Source organism: Streptomyces sp. NPDC053542, assembly GCF_044544685.1.
Lineage (GTDB): Bacteria > Actinomycetota > Actinomycetes > Streptomycetales > Streptomycetaceae > Streptomyces.
In genome coordinates this window covers 491,919-507,077 of record NZ_JBITXL010000002.1, presented here as the reverse complement: position 1 = coordinate 507,077, position 15,159 = coordinate 491,919, and the positions used below count along the sequence as shown (strand labels likewise).

The window sequence follows — 15,159 nt, the reverse complement described above, 5'->3', positions numbered from 1 at the left end:
CGCCCCGAAGTCCCCCTGTACAACCGGGGTTTCGGCGGAACCCGCCCCGCGTGGCCCTCCGGTTGTCGCTACGCTGATCAACTCGGCGCGGTGCGGGCGGAGGGGGATGATCCTGTTGGCGGCGGACTCCGGTGAGCGGCGGCGCAGGGCGGATGTGGTGCGGTTCTGGCGGGCGGTCGAGCTCTTCAGCCCGCAGAAGATCCCCGGCGTGAAGCCTGTCGAGCAGGTGTTCGCCGCCAGGCCGGACACTCCGCTTCCCTGGGAGGACGGGGCGCGGTTGCCCCGGCTCCGGCCGAAGCACACCTGGCAGCACACCGTCTACTGCGGGGTGTTCGGCATCGAGCGGGTGCGGGATGTGCTCGCCGAGGTCTTCCCCGACCCGGCGGACGAGGACCGCGACGGGCGGAGCGGCGGCGACAGCGCCCTCATGGCGTTCACCGTCAACCAGGACGGACGGCTCCTGAAGGGTTCCGTCCTCTTCTCGGCCTGCGCCTGGGCGGTCGGCCGCACCCGCTCACCGGGGCCGTCCGACGCGCGCTGGCTGGACGGCTTCGCCGATGAGGCCGCGGCATGTGAGCAGCGGATGCTGGACCTGGGGGACGGGAAGCTGCGGGTGCAGGGCGGCCGTTCCGGCCCCGGCGGCCTCCTCGCGGTGGCGGGGACGCTGGTCGCCGACGCGGTGACCAGCGGGGTGGCCTCCGGGCTGGGCGAGCTGGTGCGGGGCGTGGTGGGATCGACCGTCCAGGGGGCCGTCGGCAAGGCCGCGCAGTCGGCTGCCGGGAAGGCCACCGAGACGCTGACACAGGGGGCGATCGACGCCGCCCGTGGCCGGGGGAACGAGGGGCGCGGGAACGAGAGTCGTGGAAACGGGAGCACGGACTCCGCCGGGGAGCCCGGCGCCGAGGAGCGGCTGCCGGAAGCCCTCGGTACCAGACCACTGACGTTCGAGGACATCGCCGCCTTCACGGCGTGGCTCGCCGAACGCTTCGGCGTGACCGCTGACCTGGTACCGGACGCCGCGCGGGTGGAGAGCGTCCAGGTGCGCGAGGGGAAGGACGACGAGGCGGCGGGGCAGCGCTTCCTCAACAGCTTCATCGCGGACGACCTGGAGCGGGTCGCGGGTGAGCTGGCGGCGGGACGTGCCGGGCGCGCCCTGGAGACGTACCTGACCGAGACCGCCCGGATCGACCTCGGGCGCCGTCAGGACGTGCGCGAACACCCGGAAGAGGTGCTGACGGGCGTGGACCCCGAGCACCTCCCGCTGGGCAGATGGCCGTCGGCCACCGACAAGTCGCTGGTGCTGAGCCAGCAGTTCGCCGTGAACAGGCTGCTCGCCGAGCTCGACGGCGCCCACGGGGTCTTCTCCGTGAACGGGCCGCCGGGCAGCGGCAAGACGACCATGCTGCGCGACGTCATCGCCGCCCTGGTCACCCGCCGCGCCTGCGCCCTGGCCGAACTGCGCAGCCCCCAGGAGGCGTTCGGCGCGGCCCACAGCTGGCGCAGCGCGCAGTACTCCCGGACCGTACGGGAGCTGAAACCGCAGCTGGCGGGGCACGAGATGGTGGTGGCGTCGGCCAACAACGGAGCGGTGCAGAACATCACCGACGAGATCCCCTCCCTCGGCGCCATCGCGGCACAATGGCGGGACGAGGCCGGATACCTCTCCGAGCAGGCGTCGTTGATGCTGGGCGGGGCCGAGGCGTGGGGCGCGGTCGCGGCCCGGCTGGGCAACCGCAAGAACCGGGGCGAGTTCGTCGAGAGCTTCTGGTGGGGGCAGCTGCGGGAGCGGACGGCACGAGGGGGAACGCGGCGTACCCGTACGGACCGGGGGCTGTGGCACATCCTCAGCGGAAGAGGCGAGCAGCCTCCCGAGCCGGCCGACTGGGCAGGCGCCGTGCGCCGCTTCAAGGCCGCACGGCGGGAGGTGGAGCGGATGCGCGACGAACGGCAGCAGGCCGCGCAGGCGCTGCGGGACCTCGCAGGGGCCCGGCGGGACCTGGCCGACGCCGTGCGGCAGGCCGCCACCGCCGTCGAGGCGCTGCCCCTCCTGCGGCAGCGGGCCGCCGCGGCCCTGAGCGAGGCCGAGCGGCTGGCGGAGGCCGAAGAGGGGCACCGGGTGCGCCGCTACGACCACCAGGCCACCCAGCCGGGCATGCTGCAGAGCCTGTTCACCGGGGGACGGACGAATCGCCTCTGGCAGGACGAGTACGAACGCCTCTCCGCCCTCGTCGAGCAGGCGGCGGAGGCCGCCGAGGCGGCCCGCACCCGGCTCGAAGCGGCCCGTCGGGAGGCCGCTGCGGCACAGCGGCTGGCCGAGGCGGTACAGGCCCGGCAGGAGCGGGCGGACGCGCTGGAAGCGACCGTGCGGAACGCACGCGAGCGCTGGGGCCTCCATGTGCCCGATCCCGCGGACTTCACGGCGGACGCCGGACGGGAAGCGGTCGAGCGCCGGGAGAAGTCCGCGCCATGGGCCGACGAGGAGTTCGCGGCAGCGCGCACCCGGCTGTTCCTCGAAGCGCTGCGTCTGCACCGCGCCTTCCTGAGCGCGGCGGGGGACGTCATGCTCAAGAACCTCCAGGCGGCCATGGAGGTGGTCGGCGGTGACGCACCGAAGGACCTGAAGCCCGCGGCCGTACGCGCCGCCTGGCAGAACCTGTTCCTGACCGTGCCCGTCGTCTCCACCACCTTCGCGTCGTACGACCGGCTGTTCGCCGGCCTCGGCCGCGAGGAACTGGGCTGGCTGTTCGTCGACGAGGCAGGCCAAGCCGCTCCGCAGCTGCCCGTGGGGGCGCTCTGGCGCAGCCGCCGCGCGGTGCTCGTCGGTGACCCGCTCCAGCTGGAGCCCGTCGTCGTGCTGCCGTGGACCGCCCAGCAGCGACTGCGCGAACACCATCGTGCGGCCCAGGAGTGGGTGCCCTCGTGGACGTCGGCGCAGCAGGTCGCGGACCGGTTGGGGCGCTGGGGCACGACGCTGCCCGCGGCCTTGCCGGACGGCTCGACGGAGGTGTGGGTCGGCGCGCCGCTGCGCGTGCACCGGCGCTGTGAGGACCCGATGTTCACCATCAGCAACGAGATCGCCTATGACGGGCTGATGGTGCACGGGGTCGGCGACAGGGGCGGGTTCGAGCCCATGCCGCGCAGCTTCTGGTGGGACGTACGTTCCCAGGAGACGACCGGCAAGTGGGTGCCGGCCGAGGGGCGGGCGCTCGTCGATGCGGTGCACCGTCTCTTCGCCAAGGGCCTGCCGGCGGACGAGCTCTACGTCATCAGCCCCTTCCGGGAGGTCGCGGCGCGTGCCGCCGAGGCCCTCCACGGCCTGGTCCCGTACGACCGCGTCGGTACGGTGCACACCGCGCAGGGCAAGGAGGCGGACGTGGTGATCGTCGTCCTGGGCACCCACCCGGACGCGGCGGGGTCGCGGCGTTGGGCCGCCGGCAAGCCCAACCTCCTGAACGTCGCGGTGAGCCGGGCCAAGCGCCGGCTCATCGTGATCGGCAATCACGAGTCCTGGCGCGGGCAGCGCCATTTCTCGGTACTCGCCCGCCGGTTGCAGCGCTTCGCCCGGTGATCAGGCGGTTGGCAAGGGCGTGACATGGCTGACCCCTGGCCTTTCAGTCCACCCTTCGGGTCAGCACCTTCCCCAGGTCGTACCGCACCGGCTCCTCCAGTTGTGCGTACGTGCAGCTCTCCGGGGTGCGGTCCGGGCGCCAGCGGCGGAACTGGGCGGTGTGCCGGAAGCGCTGCCCGTTCTCCATGTGGTCGTACGCCACCTCCAGCACCCGCTCCGGGCGCAGCGGCACCCAGGAGAGGTCCTTCTTGCCGCTCCAGCGGCTGGGCGCGCCGGGCAGCCGCGCCGACTCGTGCGCCTCCTCCTCCGCCCAGTGCGCCCAGGGGTGGCCCGCCGCCGACTCCATGCGCAGCGGCTCCAGTTCGGCCACCAGTTCCTCGCGCCGCTTCATGGAGAACGCGGCGCAGACCCCGACGTGCTGCAGCGTGCCGGCCGCGTCGTACAGGCCGAGCAGCAGCGAGCCGACCACGGGGCCGCTCTTGTGGAAGCGGAAGCCGGCGAGCACGCAGTCTGCCGTGCGCTCGTGCTTGATCTTGACCATGACCCGCTCGTTCGGGCGGTACGGCATGTCCAGCGGCTTGGCGAGCACGCCGTCCAGGCCGGCGCCCTCGTACTGGGTGAACCACTCGGCGGCGAGCGCTGCGTCCGTGGTGGCGGGCGCGAGGTGTACCGGCGCCTCGGCGCCCCGCAGGGCCTCGGTCAGCCGTGCGCGCCGCTCCTTCTGGGGCGCGCCGAGCAGCGCTTCATTGTCCAGCGCCAGCAGGTCGAACGCGACGAAGCCGGCCGGGGTCCGCTCGGCGAGCAGGTCGACCCGGGACTTGGCCGGGTGGATCCGCTCGGTGAGCGCGTCAAAGTCCAGCCGGTCGCCGCGCGCGATCACGATCTCGCCGTCCAGTACGCAGCGCTCGGGCACGTTGGCGCGCAGCGCCTCCACCAGCTCGGGGAAGTAGCGGGTGAGCGGCTTGCCGGTGCGGCTGTCGAGCTCGATCTCGTCGCCGTCCCGGTAGACGATGGCCCGGAAGCCGTCCCATTTGGCCTCGTACTGCATCCCGGACGGGATCTTCGCCGCGGGCTTGGCCAGCATCGGCTTCACGGGTGGCATCACCGGGAGATCCATGTCTCGATTGTGCGCATACACCCGTTATGCCGCCCGGCGAGCGGAGTCGGACGCCGCCGGACCTCGCCCGACGAGCGGGGCCGCTGCCATCGACTTACCGTGGCGGCCATGGGCGGTACAGGCGGTACGGGTGGCACGAGCGGGGCCAAGGGTGCGGGCGGCGCGGCAGTGGAGATCGAGGTCGGCGGCCGTACCGTACGGCTGTCCCACCCGGACAAGGTGTACTTCCCGGAGCGCGGCTATACGAAGCTGGACCTGGCGCAGTACTACGTGGCCGTCGCCGACGGCATCACCCGGGCGCTGCGCGACCGGCCGACGACCCTGGAGCGGTATCCGGACGGCGTCACCGGCGAGTCGTTCTTCCAGAAGCGCGCCCCGAAGAACAAGCCCGACTGGCTGCCGACCGCCCACATCACCTTCCCCAGCGGCCGCTCGGCCGACGAGATCTGCCCCACCGAGCCCGCCGCCGTCCTGTGGGCGGCGAACCTGGGCTGCCTCACCTTCCACCCGTGGCCGGTCCGCCGCGGCCGGCCCGACCACCCCGACGAGCTGCGCATCGACCTCGACCCGCAGCCGGGCACCGACTACGGGGACGCCGTACGGGCCGCCCACGAGCTGCACGCGCTCCTGGACGAGCTGGGCCTGCGGGGCTGGCCGAAGACCTCCGGAGGCCGCGGGCTGCACGTGTACGTGCCGATCGAGCCGCGCTGGACCTTCACCGAAGTGCGGCGCGCGGCCATCACCCTCGGCCGCGAGCTGTCCCGGCGGATGCCGGACGAGGTGACCACGGCCTGGTGGAAGGAGGAGCGCGGCACCCGGGTCTTCGTCGACTACAACCAGATGGCGCGGGACCGCACCATCGCCTCCGCGTACTCGGTGCGGCCCCGGCCGCGGGCCACGGTGTCCGCGCCGCTGCGCTGGGACGAGCTGGACGACGCCGAGCCGTTCGACTTCGACCTGGCCACGATGCCGGCCCGGTACGCGGAGCGGGGCGACGTGCACGCCGACATGGCCGACCACGCCTTCGGACTGGAACGCGTCTTCGAACTCGCCGAGCGCGACGCCGGACTCGGCGACCTGCCCTATCCGCCCGACCATCCGAAGATGCCGGGCGAGCCCACCCGCGTGCAGCCGAGCCGCGCCCGCCACTGAGGGCGTCGCCGCGTCGCCGGCCCGCCGCTAGACCCGGCCCCCGCGCCGGATCCGCGTCGCCAGCCACAGGTCGAAGCGGTCGTCCGCGTCGTCGAGGCGGCGGCCCGTGAGGGCCATGGCCTTGTCGAGGCGGTTGCGGACGGTGTGGCGGTGGACGCCGAGGCGGCGGCTGGTGGTGTCCCAGGAGCCGCCGGTCTCCAGCCAGGCGGCCAGCGTGGCGACCAGCTCCTCGCCGTTGTCGGCGAGGTCCAGGGGGCTCAGCACGGCGTCCGCGTAGCCGAGGAGGGTGCGCCGGTCGCCGAGCTCCAGGAGCAGCCGGCTGGCCTCGCTCTCGCGGGCCTCGACCGGCGTGCCCGAGCTCCGGCTCAGGCCCAGCAGCCCGGCTGCCTGCCGCAGGGAGGCCCGTACGGCCTCGGGGGCGGCCGGCGGGCCGAGACCGGCGGGGCAGCCCGGTACGAAGCGGCTGAGGACGTCCCGTACGTCCAGCTCCTCGGCGACCACCGCCTCGACGAGGCCGCCCTCGGTGACCCGCACCAGTCCGCCCGGTACGGCGAGGGCGAGGTCGGCGGCCGCCTCCTGGGCGGACTCCTGAGGCGCCTCGACCACGACGCCGCGCACTCGGTCCGTGGCCAGCCCGACCGAGGCGAGGATGTCCTGCGCCCGCCCCGCGGCCCGCTCCTGGCCGCCCTCGGGCTCGGCGAGCAGCTCCGAGAGGAGCGCGGAGCGCCGGCGCCGCTCCGGCTCGTCCATCAGATGGCGCCGCTCCAGCTCCAGGGAGAGCAGGGAGACCAGGCCGGGGACGACGGCGCGGGCCGCGGCGTCGGGACCGCCGCTCAGGAGGAGCAGCCCGCGCAGGCGGCGGGCGCCCAGCGGCTGCACTTCGAGTTGCCGGCCGCCGGCCGTACTGGCCGCGCTGCCGCGCAGCCCCCGGGAGGCCACCCGGTCGATGAGGTCGCGCGCGCTGTCCAAGAGAGGCTCGGCGTCCGGCCCTCCCGAGGCGAGCAGCCGCCCCAGGGGGTCGAGGACCGCGGCACCCACCCCGGTGGCCGCCGTCCACTCCTCCAGCATCGGGCGCAGCCCGTTGTCCGTGGCCGCCGCGGTCAGCCGCCGCTGGGTCGCGAAGGCCCGCTGCAGCACCTGCCGCTCCTCGTGGGCGCGCGCCTCGAAGACGGCCTTCGTGACGGCGATGAACGGCACCTCGTCCGGGACGGTGAGCAGCGGCAGGCCGGCCTCCTGTGCCGCGTCCACCAGGGGCTGCGGCGCCGCCTGGTACGGGAGGCCGTGCCCGAGGCCGAGCGCCAGGGCCGCCGCGCCGCCGGCGGCCACGTCGGCGACGTACGCGCGGCAGGCGGCGGGCTCCATCGGCAGCAGCAGCCCGATGGTCATCAGCAGCTCGCCGCCCTGCAGCCACTCGCCGGGATGCAGCAGGTCCGAGACGGTGGCGGCGTCGATGGTGCGGTCCAGCAGCCCGGGCGCGGGGTCGCCGGTGACCGAGAGATTCAGGTCCGGGCGCGCCAGGAGGTCGGTGAGGTACAGCGGCATAGACATAGTGTCCATCACATATCTATCGGATGGACGATCGGGCGATCGAAGCGGCTCCGAACGGGCCCGTAGGTTCACACCACCGCGCTCACCCCGGGCCGCACCACCCCCGCAGGCCCCACCGTCCCCGTACTACGGCCCCCAAGCCGATCACCGCACCACCCGAGGAGGACCCATGGCTGCCGCCCCCAGGGTCATCGAACAACGATCGATCGACTATGTGCCCGTGCGCGAGCGCCACGGCAAGGTCTGGCACCAGGGGCCGTTCTGGTTCACCGGGAACTTCGTGCTCACCACGATGGTCACCGGCTTCCTCGGCCCCGAGCTGGGCCTGAGTCTGGGCATGTCCGTGCTGGCCGTGATTCTCGGTGCCTGTTTCGGCACCTTCTTCATGGCGTTCCATGCCAACCAGGGCCCCCGGATGGGCCTGCCGCAGATGATCCAGTCGCGTGCCCAGTTCGGCACGCGCGGCGCCATCGTGCCCTTCGCCGCCGTCGTCTTCGTGTACGTCGGCTTCAACGTCTTCAATGTGGTGCTGGCCACGGAGGGGCTGCAGACGGTCCTGCCCGGTGGCACGACTCTCTGGTACGCCCTGATCATCGCCCTCGCGATCGTCCTCGCGGTCGTCGGCCACGACCTGCTGCACCTCGTGCAGCGCTGGCTGACGTACGTACTGATCGCCGTCTTCGGCGTGCTCACCATCGGGGCGTTCGTCCAGCTGGACCCGGGTACCGCGCACGCCGCCGCGTCCGGTGGCGGCTCGACCTGGACCTCCTTCCTGGTCGTCTTCTCCGCCGCGGCCGGCTACCAGATCAGCTACGCGATCTACGTCTCGGACTACTCCCGCTACCTGCCGAAGGACGTCCCGGCCCGCAAGGTCATCTGGTGGACCTACGCCGGCGCGGCCGGCTCCGCCGTATGGCTGATGTCGCTCGGCGCGCTGCTGTCCTCCGCGCTGCCCGAGCCGGGCGCGATCACCGGTATCCGCCAGGTCGGCAACGACATCCTGCCCGGCTTCGGCACCTTCGCCGTGGTGGTCTCCTCCGTCGCCCTGATCGGCATCACGGCCGTCAACGCGTACGGCGCGATGCTCACCACCACCAGCGCCGTGGACGCCTTCCGTACGGTCAAGCCGACCGTCCGGCTGCGGGTCGCCGGCATCGCGGCGGTCGGCGTCGTGATCTTCACCGTCGCCATGCTGCTCCCGGAGAACTACCTGGAGAGCTTCAACACCTTCGTGCTGATGATGCTGTACTTCCTGGTGCCGTGGACCGCGGTCAACCTGGTGGACTTCTACTGCGTGCGGCGCGGCCACTACGCGGTCACCGCGATCTTCGACTCGAACGGCGGCATCTACGGCCGCTGGTCCTGGCGCGGCATCGTCTCCTACGCCGTCGGCTTCGTCACGATGATCCCGTTCTTCGCCACGCACGCCTGGGAAGGCCCGGTCGCTAAGGCCCTGGGCGGCGCGGACCTCTCCTTCGTGCCCGGCCTGCTCATCGGCGGCGGGCTGTACTACGTGCTCAACCGCAACCTCGACCTGGCCGCCGAGCAGGCCGCGGTCGAGGCGAGCGAGCGCGAGCTGGACGGCGACCCGGCCGACCGCGAGTCGGCAGTCGCGTAACGGGCCGTCAGGTCCTGAGCAGCGCCACCGCGGCGGGCTCCAGCCGCAGCAGGCCGTCCGCGCCCCGTTCCGGGGGCGCCGGGCGGCCTGCGAGCGTCTCTGCGCCCTCGTACGGCAGCGGGACGGCCGCGGTACGGGAGGGGTGCAGATTCACCGCGAGGTGCACGCTCCCCGGGCCCTCGGGCGTCAGCCGGTCCAGCCGCAGCCACCGCGCCTCCTCGTCGTACGCCACGCGCGTACGGGTCAGGTCCGGGTCGGTGAGCGCCGGCAGCTCGCAACGGAGTGCGAGGAGCGTGCGGTACCAGTCGAGCAGCGTGCTGTGGGGCGCCCGCCCCGGTTCACTCCAGTCCAGGCAGGAGCGCTCCCGGGTGGCCGGGTCCTGCGGATCGGGGATCTCCTCGGCCTGCCAGCCGTGCGCGGCGAACTCCCGGCGCCGCCCGTTGCGTACCGCCTCCGCCAGCTCCGGATCGGTGTGGTCGGTGAAGAACTGCCAGGGCGTGCCGGCGCCCCACTCCTCACCCATGAAGAGCATCGGCGTGTACGGGGCGCACAGCACGAGTGCGGCGGCGCACGCCTGAAGGCCGGGGGAGAGCTGCGCCGAGAGGCGGTCGCCGAGCGCGCGGTTCCCGATCTGGTCGTGCGTCTGCGTGTAACCGAGCAATCGGTGTGCGGGGGTGGCGCGTATGTCGAGCGGCGCGCCGTGCCTGCGCTCCCGGAAGCTGGAGTACGTACCGGCGTGGAAGAAGCCGCTGGTCAACGTCGTCGCGAGGGCCGCCATCGGGGCCTGCGCGAAGTCGGCGTAGTAACCCTGGGACTCGCCGGTGAGCGCGGCGTGCAGGGCGTGGTGGAAGTCGTCGTTCCACTGGGCGTGCAGGCCGTGGCCCCCGTAGGGGCGCGGCGCCGTCGTCCGCGGATCGTTGAGGTCGGACTCGGCGATCAGGAACAGCGGGCGGCGCAGCTGCGCGCCGAGCGCGTCCACCGCCTCCGACAGCTCGGCGAGGAAGTGCCGGGCCCGGGTGTCGTGCAGCGCGTGCACGGCATCCAGGCGCAGCCCGTCGACCCGGTAGTCGCGCAGCCAGGACAGCGCGCTGCCCACGAAGTACGCGCGGACCTCGTCGGAGCCGGGCGCGTCGAGGTTGACCGCGGCGCCCCAGGGCGTGTGGTGGGTGTCGGTGAAGTACGGCCCGAAGGCGGGCAGGTGGTTGCCGTACGGGCCGAGGTGGTTGTGCACGACGTCCAGGACGACGCCGAGCCCGAGGCCGTGCGCGGCGTCCACGAAGCGCTTCAGCCCGTCCGGGCCCCCGTACGGCTCGTGCACCGCCCACGGGGCGATGCCCTCGTACCCCCAGCCGTGCGTACCGGGGAACGGGCAGACCGGCATCACCTCGATGTGCGTGATGCCGAGCTCCTTCAGGTGCGGCAGCCGCTCGACGGCCGCATCGAACGTGCCCCCGGGGGTGAACGTCCCGATGTGCAGCTCGTAGAGGACCGCGCCGGGCAGCCCGCGGCCCGGCCAGTCGTGCCGCCAGGCGTACCGGGCGTGGTCCACGACCGCGGCCGGGCCGCCGGGGCCGTCCGGCAGCCGGGCCGCGCGCGGGTCGGGCAGCGGCTCGCCGCCGTCCAGCCGGAAGGCGTACCGGTCCCCGTCGCGGGCCGTCGCCTCGGCCCGCCACCAGCCCGTACGGGAGGGGCAGCGCGTCATGGGTACGGCGCGGTCCTCCTGCACGAGCTCCACCCGACCGGCGTCCGGTGCCCACACCTCGAAGAGCACGTGGCGTCTCCTTCCTCGTCACACCACCGCGACGCGCCCCCGTGGGCACCGACGCGCCTACGTGCTGCGCCTACCCGTCGAAGAAAGCACGCTCCTGGGTGACGGGGTACCCCGCCTTGGCGAATGCCGCCGCCATTGGGGTGTTGTGCTGGTCCGTCTCGGCGACGATCCGGTCCACGCCGAGCCCGGCCAGAAAACGCGTGCAGTCGGCCAGCAGGTCGTACGCGTAGCTGTGGCCGCGCTGGGCCGGGACGACCCCGATGAACCCCACGATGGGCGAGGTGTGGTTGCGCGCCGGGATGTGCAGCCCGACGACCTGTCCTTCGGGGGTGTACGCCACCCGCCACCAGTCGCGCGGCGACGGGCACCAGTGGAAGAACTCCAGCTCCTCCCGGGCGGCCTGCTCCACGCCGCCCGCGGCGACGGCCTGCCGGGCATGCGCGTCCAGCGAACCGCGCTCCACCTGGCGCAGCACGTCCAGGATCACCTCGTCGTCCGGCTCCGGCCGGAAGTCCAGCCGCCCCGGGGCCGCGGGCACGCCGCACTCGGGGGTCCAGTCGTACCGGAAGCGCTCGACCATCGGGCGCAGCCCGGCGGCCCGTACGACGTCCATGCGGGCCTCGGCGGCGGCCCGCACGTCGGGCTGCGCACGCCAGCCGGGCGGCAGCATCAGGACGTACTCGGCCGACAGCGGCGCGGCGCGCAGCAGTTCGGCCGCCGCTGCGGCCTCGCCGGGCGCGAAGTCCAGCCGGTCCAGGGCGATCGGGCGGGTGTCGCCCGGGCCGGCCCACCAGGCGGCGCGCGCCACGACGACGCCGTCGCGCAGCGCGACCCACGTCCAGTTGGGGCGGTACTCGCCGCCGGCCGCGACCGTGGCGTACGGCCGGCCGAAGCGGTCGTGCCCCAGGAGCGGAGCCGTGGGGTCGTGCAGTGTCTCGAAGAGCTGCGCGTCGCCTTCGGTGAGCGCGCGGATGACCAGATCGGTCATGGTGTACGAGTCCTCTCGGGAGGCGCGCTCCCGACGGCCCGTCAGCGTATGCGGCGGGCGGCGCGGGAGCGCGCGAACAGAGCATTGGCCGTGCCGTACATGCCGTTCCGCCTCCTTCCGCCTCACCGGCCCTTCTGCCGCGGGCCGTTCACGTGCCGAACAGTAACCGACCCTCCGTACGCGGCGCGAGCGAATTTCCGATGCTCCGGGTGCTGCCTGGACAGAAGGCCGGAACTCGCCGGACAATCGGGCCATGACATCGCTCGAATTCCCGGCGCGACCGGCCCGCTTGTCGGATGCCGAGCGGGATCGCGCGCTGGCGCTGCTGCGCGAGGGCGCGGCCGACGGGCGGCTGTCCCAGGACACCTTTCTGCGCCGCCTGGAGCTGGTGCTCACCGCACGGCACCGCAGTGAGCTGGACCGGGCGACCGGCGACTTGGCCACGCGCGGCCGCTTCGAGGGCGCCGTGCTGCGCGCGGTGGGCAAGGCGTCCGCCTTCCACATCATGGTCCGCCGGGCATGGCGCACGGAGCGCCTCCCCAAGCTGCTGCTGCCGGACCCCGGGCCGTTCCCCCTCCTGATAGGCCGCGCACCGGGCGCGGGGCTGCGCCTGAACGACGACACGGTCTCGCGTTCCCATGCGCAGCTCCGCACCTCGGGAGACGTGTGGCTGCTGCGCGACCTCGGCTCCATGAACGGCACGTACGTCAACGGCCGACGCGTCCTCGGTGAGGTCGCCGTCCACCCCGGTGATCACGTCACCTTCGGCAGCGTGGCCTACGTGCTCACGGGGCGCTGAGCACCAGAAGGGCCACCGGCCACCGGTCCAGGAGAGCGGCCAGCGGGACCGTGGGGCCTTCGAAGTCGCGGCCGGTGAGCAGGTCGCGCCAGGTCGCGGACGCGCCGGGGAGCCGGAGGGCGGCCGCGTGCCAGCCGCCGGACTCGGCGAGGCGGAGCGAGAGCCGGGTGGCCACGGTCACCGCGCGGTCGGCGCGGGCGAAGGCCACGCAGTGGCCGTGCGGGTCCCCGGCGGCGTACAGCGGCCGGTAGGAGCCCTGCGGGCCGAACCACTCCGGGTGCGCCCGGCGCAGCCGCAGCGCCGCGGCGGTCAGCCGCAGCTTCTCGGCGGAGAGCCCTGGGGTGGCGTACGACTCACCGGCCGGGCCGCCGCCCTCCCCGCCGCCGTCCACGTCGGCCAGGAACTCCGGCGAGAAGCGCGCGGGGGCGCGGTTGTCCGGGTCGACGAGCGCCAAGTACTCGTGCTCCGTGCCCTGGTAGAGGTCGGGGACGCCCGGCATCGTGAGGTGCAGCAGCGCGGCGCCGAGCACGTTGGCGCGGATGAACGGGGCCAGCTCGTCGGCGAACGCGGCCAATTCGGCGGCGGCCGCGGGGCTGCACGGGCCCGCCCGCAGGAATTCCGTGACCGACTCCTCGTACCAAGTGTTCTGTTCGGTCCACGTGGTGTTCAGCCCGGCCTCTCGCACGGCCTTCAGGACAGCCGGCGCGAGCCGCTCGTAGGAGATGCCGTCGCCCGCCGGCCCCGGGGCGACCGCCGCGCCACAGGAGGGGACGTCCGCCGCGCCAGGAGGGGGCACGGTGGTGCCGGCCAGTCCGAACGCCGTCTGCCAGGCCGTCCACGCCATCTGCGGATCGGGTTCGGGGCCGTCCATCGTGCGGGCCGTGCGGGCGTTCAGCCGGGTCAGCACCTCGCGCCAGCCTTCGGGGCACTCGCTGACGGCCGCCAGGCGGGCCCGGACGTCGGCGCTGCGCTTGGTGTCGTGGGTGGACAGCACCGTTCCGGAGGCGGGCCAGGTCTCCTGCAGACGGGCGCAGAAGGCGTGGAACGCCGCCACCGGGACCGCGGGCGTACCGGGGTCGCCGCCGACCTCGCAGGCGGACAGCAGCGGCGCGTACCGGTAGAACGCGCGGTCCTCCACCGACTTGGCGTGCAGCGCGGAGGCGGTCTGCGCGAAGCGGGCGGCGAAGTCGTCGTGGTCCGCGCTGTCGTCCCCGGAGGTGTCCCGCAGGCGGCCCAGCGCGAGGTCGCGCACGAGCGCCACGGAGCGGCCCTCCTCGCGGACTTCAAAGGCGGCGGCCGCGCCCTCGGCGGCCGCCGCCAGCATCGCGGCATCCCGTTCGGCGCACCACGGGTCGTGCGCGTACGGGCGGTACACCGGGAGCCGGACGAGCAGTTCGTGCAGGGCGCGGCGCAGGGCCCACGGGGCGTGGTCGCCGTGGTGCGGCGCGCGCTCGCTGATGCGCGCCGCCGTACGCACCAATCGGTCGACCTCGGCCGACAGCTCGTGCGTGACGACTTCGTACGCGGCCTGGCGTACCGTTTCTTCCCAGTCGCCGCCGCGGTCGGCCAGCGGCGCCACGGTGTCGCGGTAGACCCCGAAGAGCCGGTCGGCGCCGTCCGGGCACACGAAGAGCCCGTCGATGTGGCGCAGCGCGTCGTAGCCCGTGGTGCCCGCGCAGGCCCAGCTCTCCGGAAGCCGTTCGTCGCCGGTGAGGATCTTCTCGACGACCGTCCAGCGCCCGCCCGTGGCCTGTCGCAGCCGCGCCAGATAGCCCGCGGGGTCTGCCAGCCCGTCCGGGTGGTCGATGCGCAGCCCGTCGATCACGCCGTCCTCCAGGAGCCGCAGCACCGTGGCGTGCGTCGCCCGGAAGACCTCGGGGTCCTCGACCCGGACCGCGATCAGCTCGGAGATGGTGAAGAAGCGCCGGTAGTTCAGCTCGGTGCGGGCCAGCCGCCACCAGGAGAGCCGGTACCACTGCGCATCCAGGAGCTGGGGGAGCGGCAGCCGCTCCGTACCGGGGCGGATGGGGAACGCGTGTTCGTGGTAGCGCAGCACGTCCCCCTCGACGCGCATATGGGGCAGCTCGTCGGCCAGCCGCCCGCCCAGTACGGGCATCAGCAGCCGCCCGCCGTGCCCGCCCTCCCAGTCGATGTCGAACCAGCGGGCGTACGGGGAGGCGGGCCCGTCCCGCAGAACGGACCACAGTGGCCCGTTCAAGGAAGCGGGGGCCGGCCGGGCCATGTGATTGGGCACCAGGTCCACCACGAGCCGCAGACCGTGCGCCGCGGCCTTCCGGGACAGCGCGCGCAGCCCCTCCTCGCCGCCCAGCTCGGCGCGCACCACGGAGTGGTCCACCACGTCGTAGCCGTGCGTCGACCCGGGGACGGCGCCGAGCACGGGGGAGAGGTGCAGGTGCGAGACGCCCAGGGCCGCGAGGTACGGCACGGCCTTCTCGGCCGCGGCGAACGGGAAGCCGGGCTGGAGCTGCAGCCGGTAGGTGGCGGTGGGCGGCGCGCTGAATTCGGGCGTCATGGGGACACACGTACCCGCGCGGTGCCTTGTTGCTTCATCCGATCGGGCGGGGTGTGCCCCGTTTT

At 73.7% G+C, this 15,159-nt stretch carries 9 protein-coding genes; 4 read left to right on the top strand and 5 right to left on the bottom strand.

The features are described from left to right. Window positions 1–106: 106 nt before the first annotated feature. Window positions 107–3,568, top strand: coding sequence for a DEAD/DEAH box helicase (locus tag ACIGXO_RS06515; RefSeq protein ID WP_399781171.1), 3,462 nt, complete (start codon window positions 107–109; stop codon window positions 3,566–3,568). Window positions 3,569–3,611: 43 nt separating this feature from the next. Here ACIGXO_RS06515 and ACIGXO_RS06510 read toward each other — a convergent pair whose 3' ends face one another. Beyond that, window positions 3,612–4,685, bottom strand: coding sequence for an ATP-dependent DNA ligase (locus ACIGXO_RS06510; protein ID WP_399781168.1), 1,074 nt, complete (start codon window positions 4,683–4,685; stop codon window positions 3,612–3,614). Window positions 4,686–4,793: 108 nt separating this feature from the next. On the opposite strand from ACIGXO_RS06510, the gene ligD reads away from it, so the two are divergent. Continuing rightward, entirely contained in the window at window positions 4,794–5,837 is a 1,044-nt protein-coding gene (gene ligD, locus ACIGXO_RS06505; protein ID WP_399781166.1) for a non-homologous end-joining DNA ligase, read from the top strand. Between the two features lie 27 nt (window positions 5,838–5,864). On the opposite strand, the gene ACIGXO_RS06500 is transcribed toward ligD, so the two are convergent. Then, window positions 5,865–7,379 carry a PucR family transcriptional regulator gene (locus ACIGXO_RS06500; protein WP_399781961.1) on the bottom strand — a complete coding sequence of 505 codons (1,515 nt, stop codon included), beginning with the start codon at window positions 7,377–7,379 and terminating at the stop codon, window positions 5,865–5,867. 175 nt (window positions 7,380–7,554) lie between these two features. Here ACIGXO_RS06500 and ACIGXO_RS06495 point away from each other — a divergent pair, with 175 nt between their 5' ends. Continuing rightward, the gene (locus tag ACIGXO_RS06495) at window positions 7,555–9,003 is read left to right on the top strand and encodes a purine-cytosine permease family protein (RefSeq protein WP_399781164.1); all 1,449 of its coding nucleotides are present in this window, start codon (window positions 7,555–7,557) and stop codon (window positions 9,001–9,003) included. Between the two features lie 7 nt (window positions 9,004–9,010). On the opposite strand, the gene treZ is transcribed toward ACIGXO_RS06495, so the two are convergent. Then, window positions 9,011–10,774: a malto-oligosyltrehalose trehalohydrolase gene (gene treZ / locus ACIGXO_RS06490; protein WP_399781161.1), complete on the bottom strand. Its 1,764-nt coding sequence runs from the start codon at window positions 10,772–10,774 to the stop codon at window positions 9,011–9,013. A gap of 70 nt (window positions 10,775–10,844) precedes the next feature. After that, window positions 10,845–11,762, bottom strand: a complete 918-nt coding sequence (locus tag ACIGXO_RS06485; protein ID WP_399781158.1) for a GNAT family N-acetyltransferase — start codon at window positions 11,760–11,762, stop codon at window positions 10,845–10,847. 253 nt (window positions 11,763–12,015) lie between these two features. On the opposite strand from ACIGXO_RS06485, the gene ACIGXO_RS06480 reads away from it, so the two are divergent. Next, entirely contained in the window at window positions 12,016–12,561 is a 546-nt protein-coding gene (locus ACIGXO_RS06480) for an FHA domain-containing protein (RefSeq protein WP_399781155.1), read from the top strand. On the opposite strand, the gene treY is transcribed toward ACIGXO_RS06480, so the two are convergent. Continuing rightward, window positions 12,548–15,094: a malto-oligosyltrehalose synthase gene (gene treY / locus ACIGXO_RS06475; RefSeq protein ID WP_399781152.1), complete on the bottom strand. Its 2,547-nt coding sequence runs from the start codon at window positions 15,092–15,094 to the stop codon at window positions 12,548–12,550. The two genes, ACIGXO_RS06480 and treY, sit on opposite strands and share 14 nt — an antisense overlap. Between the last annotated feature and the right edge of the window lie 65 nt (window positions 15,095–15,159).

Excerpts from the sequence above, each read along its gene's own strand:
- ACIGXO_RS06515 (WP_399781171.1), top strand. The coding sequence starts at position 107 with ATGATCCTGTTGGCGGCGGACTCCGGTGAGCGGCGGCGCAGGGCGGAT.
- ACIGXO_RS06510 (WP_399781168.1), bottom strand. The coding sequence starts at position 4,685 with ATGGATCTCCCGGTGATGCCACCCGTGAAGCCGATGCTGGCCAAGCCC.
- ligD (WP_399781166.1), top strand. The coding sequence starts at position 4,794 with ATGGGCGGTACAGGCGGTACGGGTGGCACGAGCGGGGCCAAGGGTGCG.
- ACIGXO_RS06500 (WP_399781961.1), bottom strand. The coding sequence starts at position 7,379 with ATGCCGCTGTACCTCACCGACCTCCTGGCGCGCCCGGACCTGAATCTC.
- ACIGXO_RS06495 (WP_399781164.1), top strand. The coding sequence starts at position 7,555 with ATGGCTGCCGCCCCCAGGGTCATCGAACAACGATCGATCGACTATGTG.
- ACIGXO_RS06485 (WP_399781158.1), bottom strand. The coding sequence starts at position 11,762 with ATGACCGATCTGGTCATCCGCGCGCTCACCGAAGGCGACGCGCAGCTC.
- ACIGXO_RS06480 (WP_399781155.1), top strand. The coding sequence starts at position 12,016 with ATGACATCGCTCGAATTCCCGGCGCGACCGGCCCGCTTGTCGGATGCC.
- treY (WP_399781152.1), bottom strand. The coding sequence starts at position 15,094 with ATGACGCCCGAATTCAGCGCGCCGCCCACCGCCACCTACCGGCTGCAG.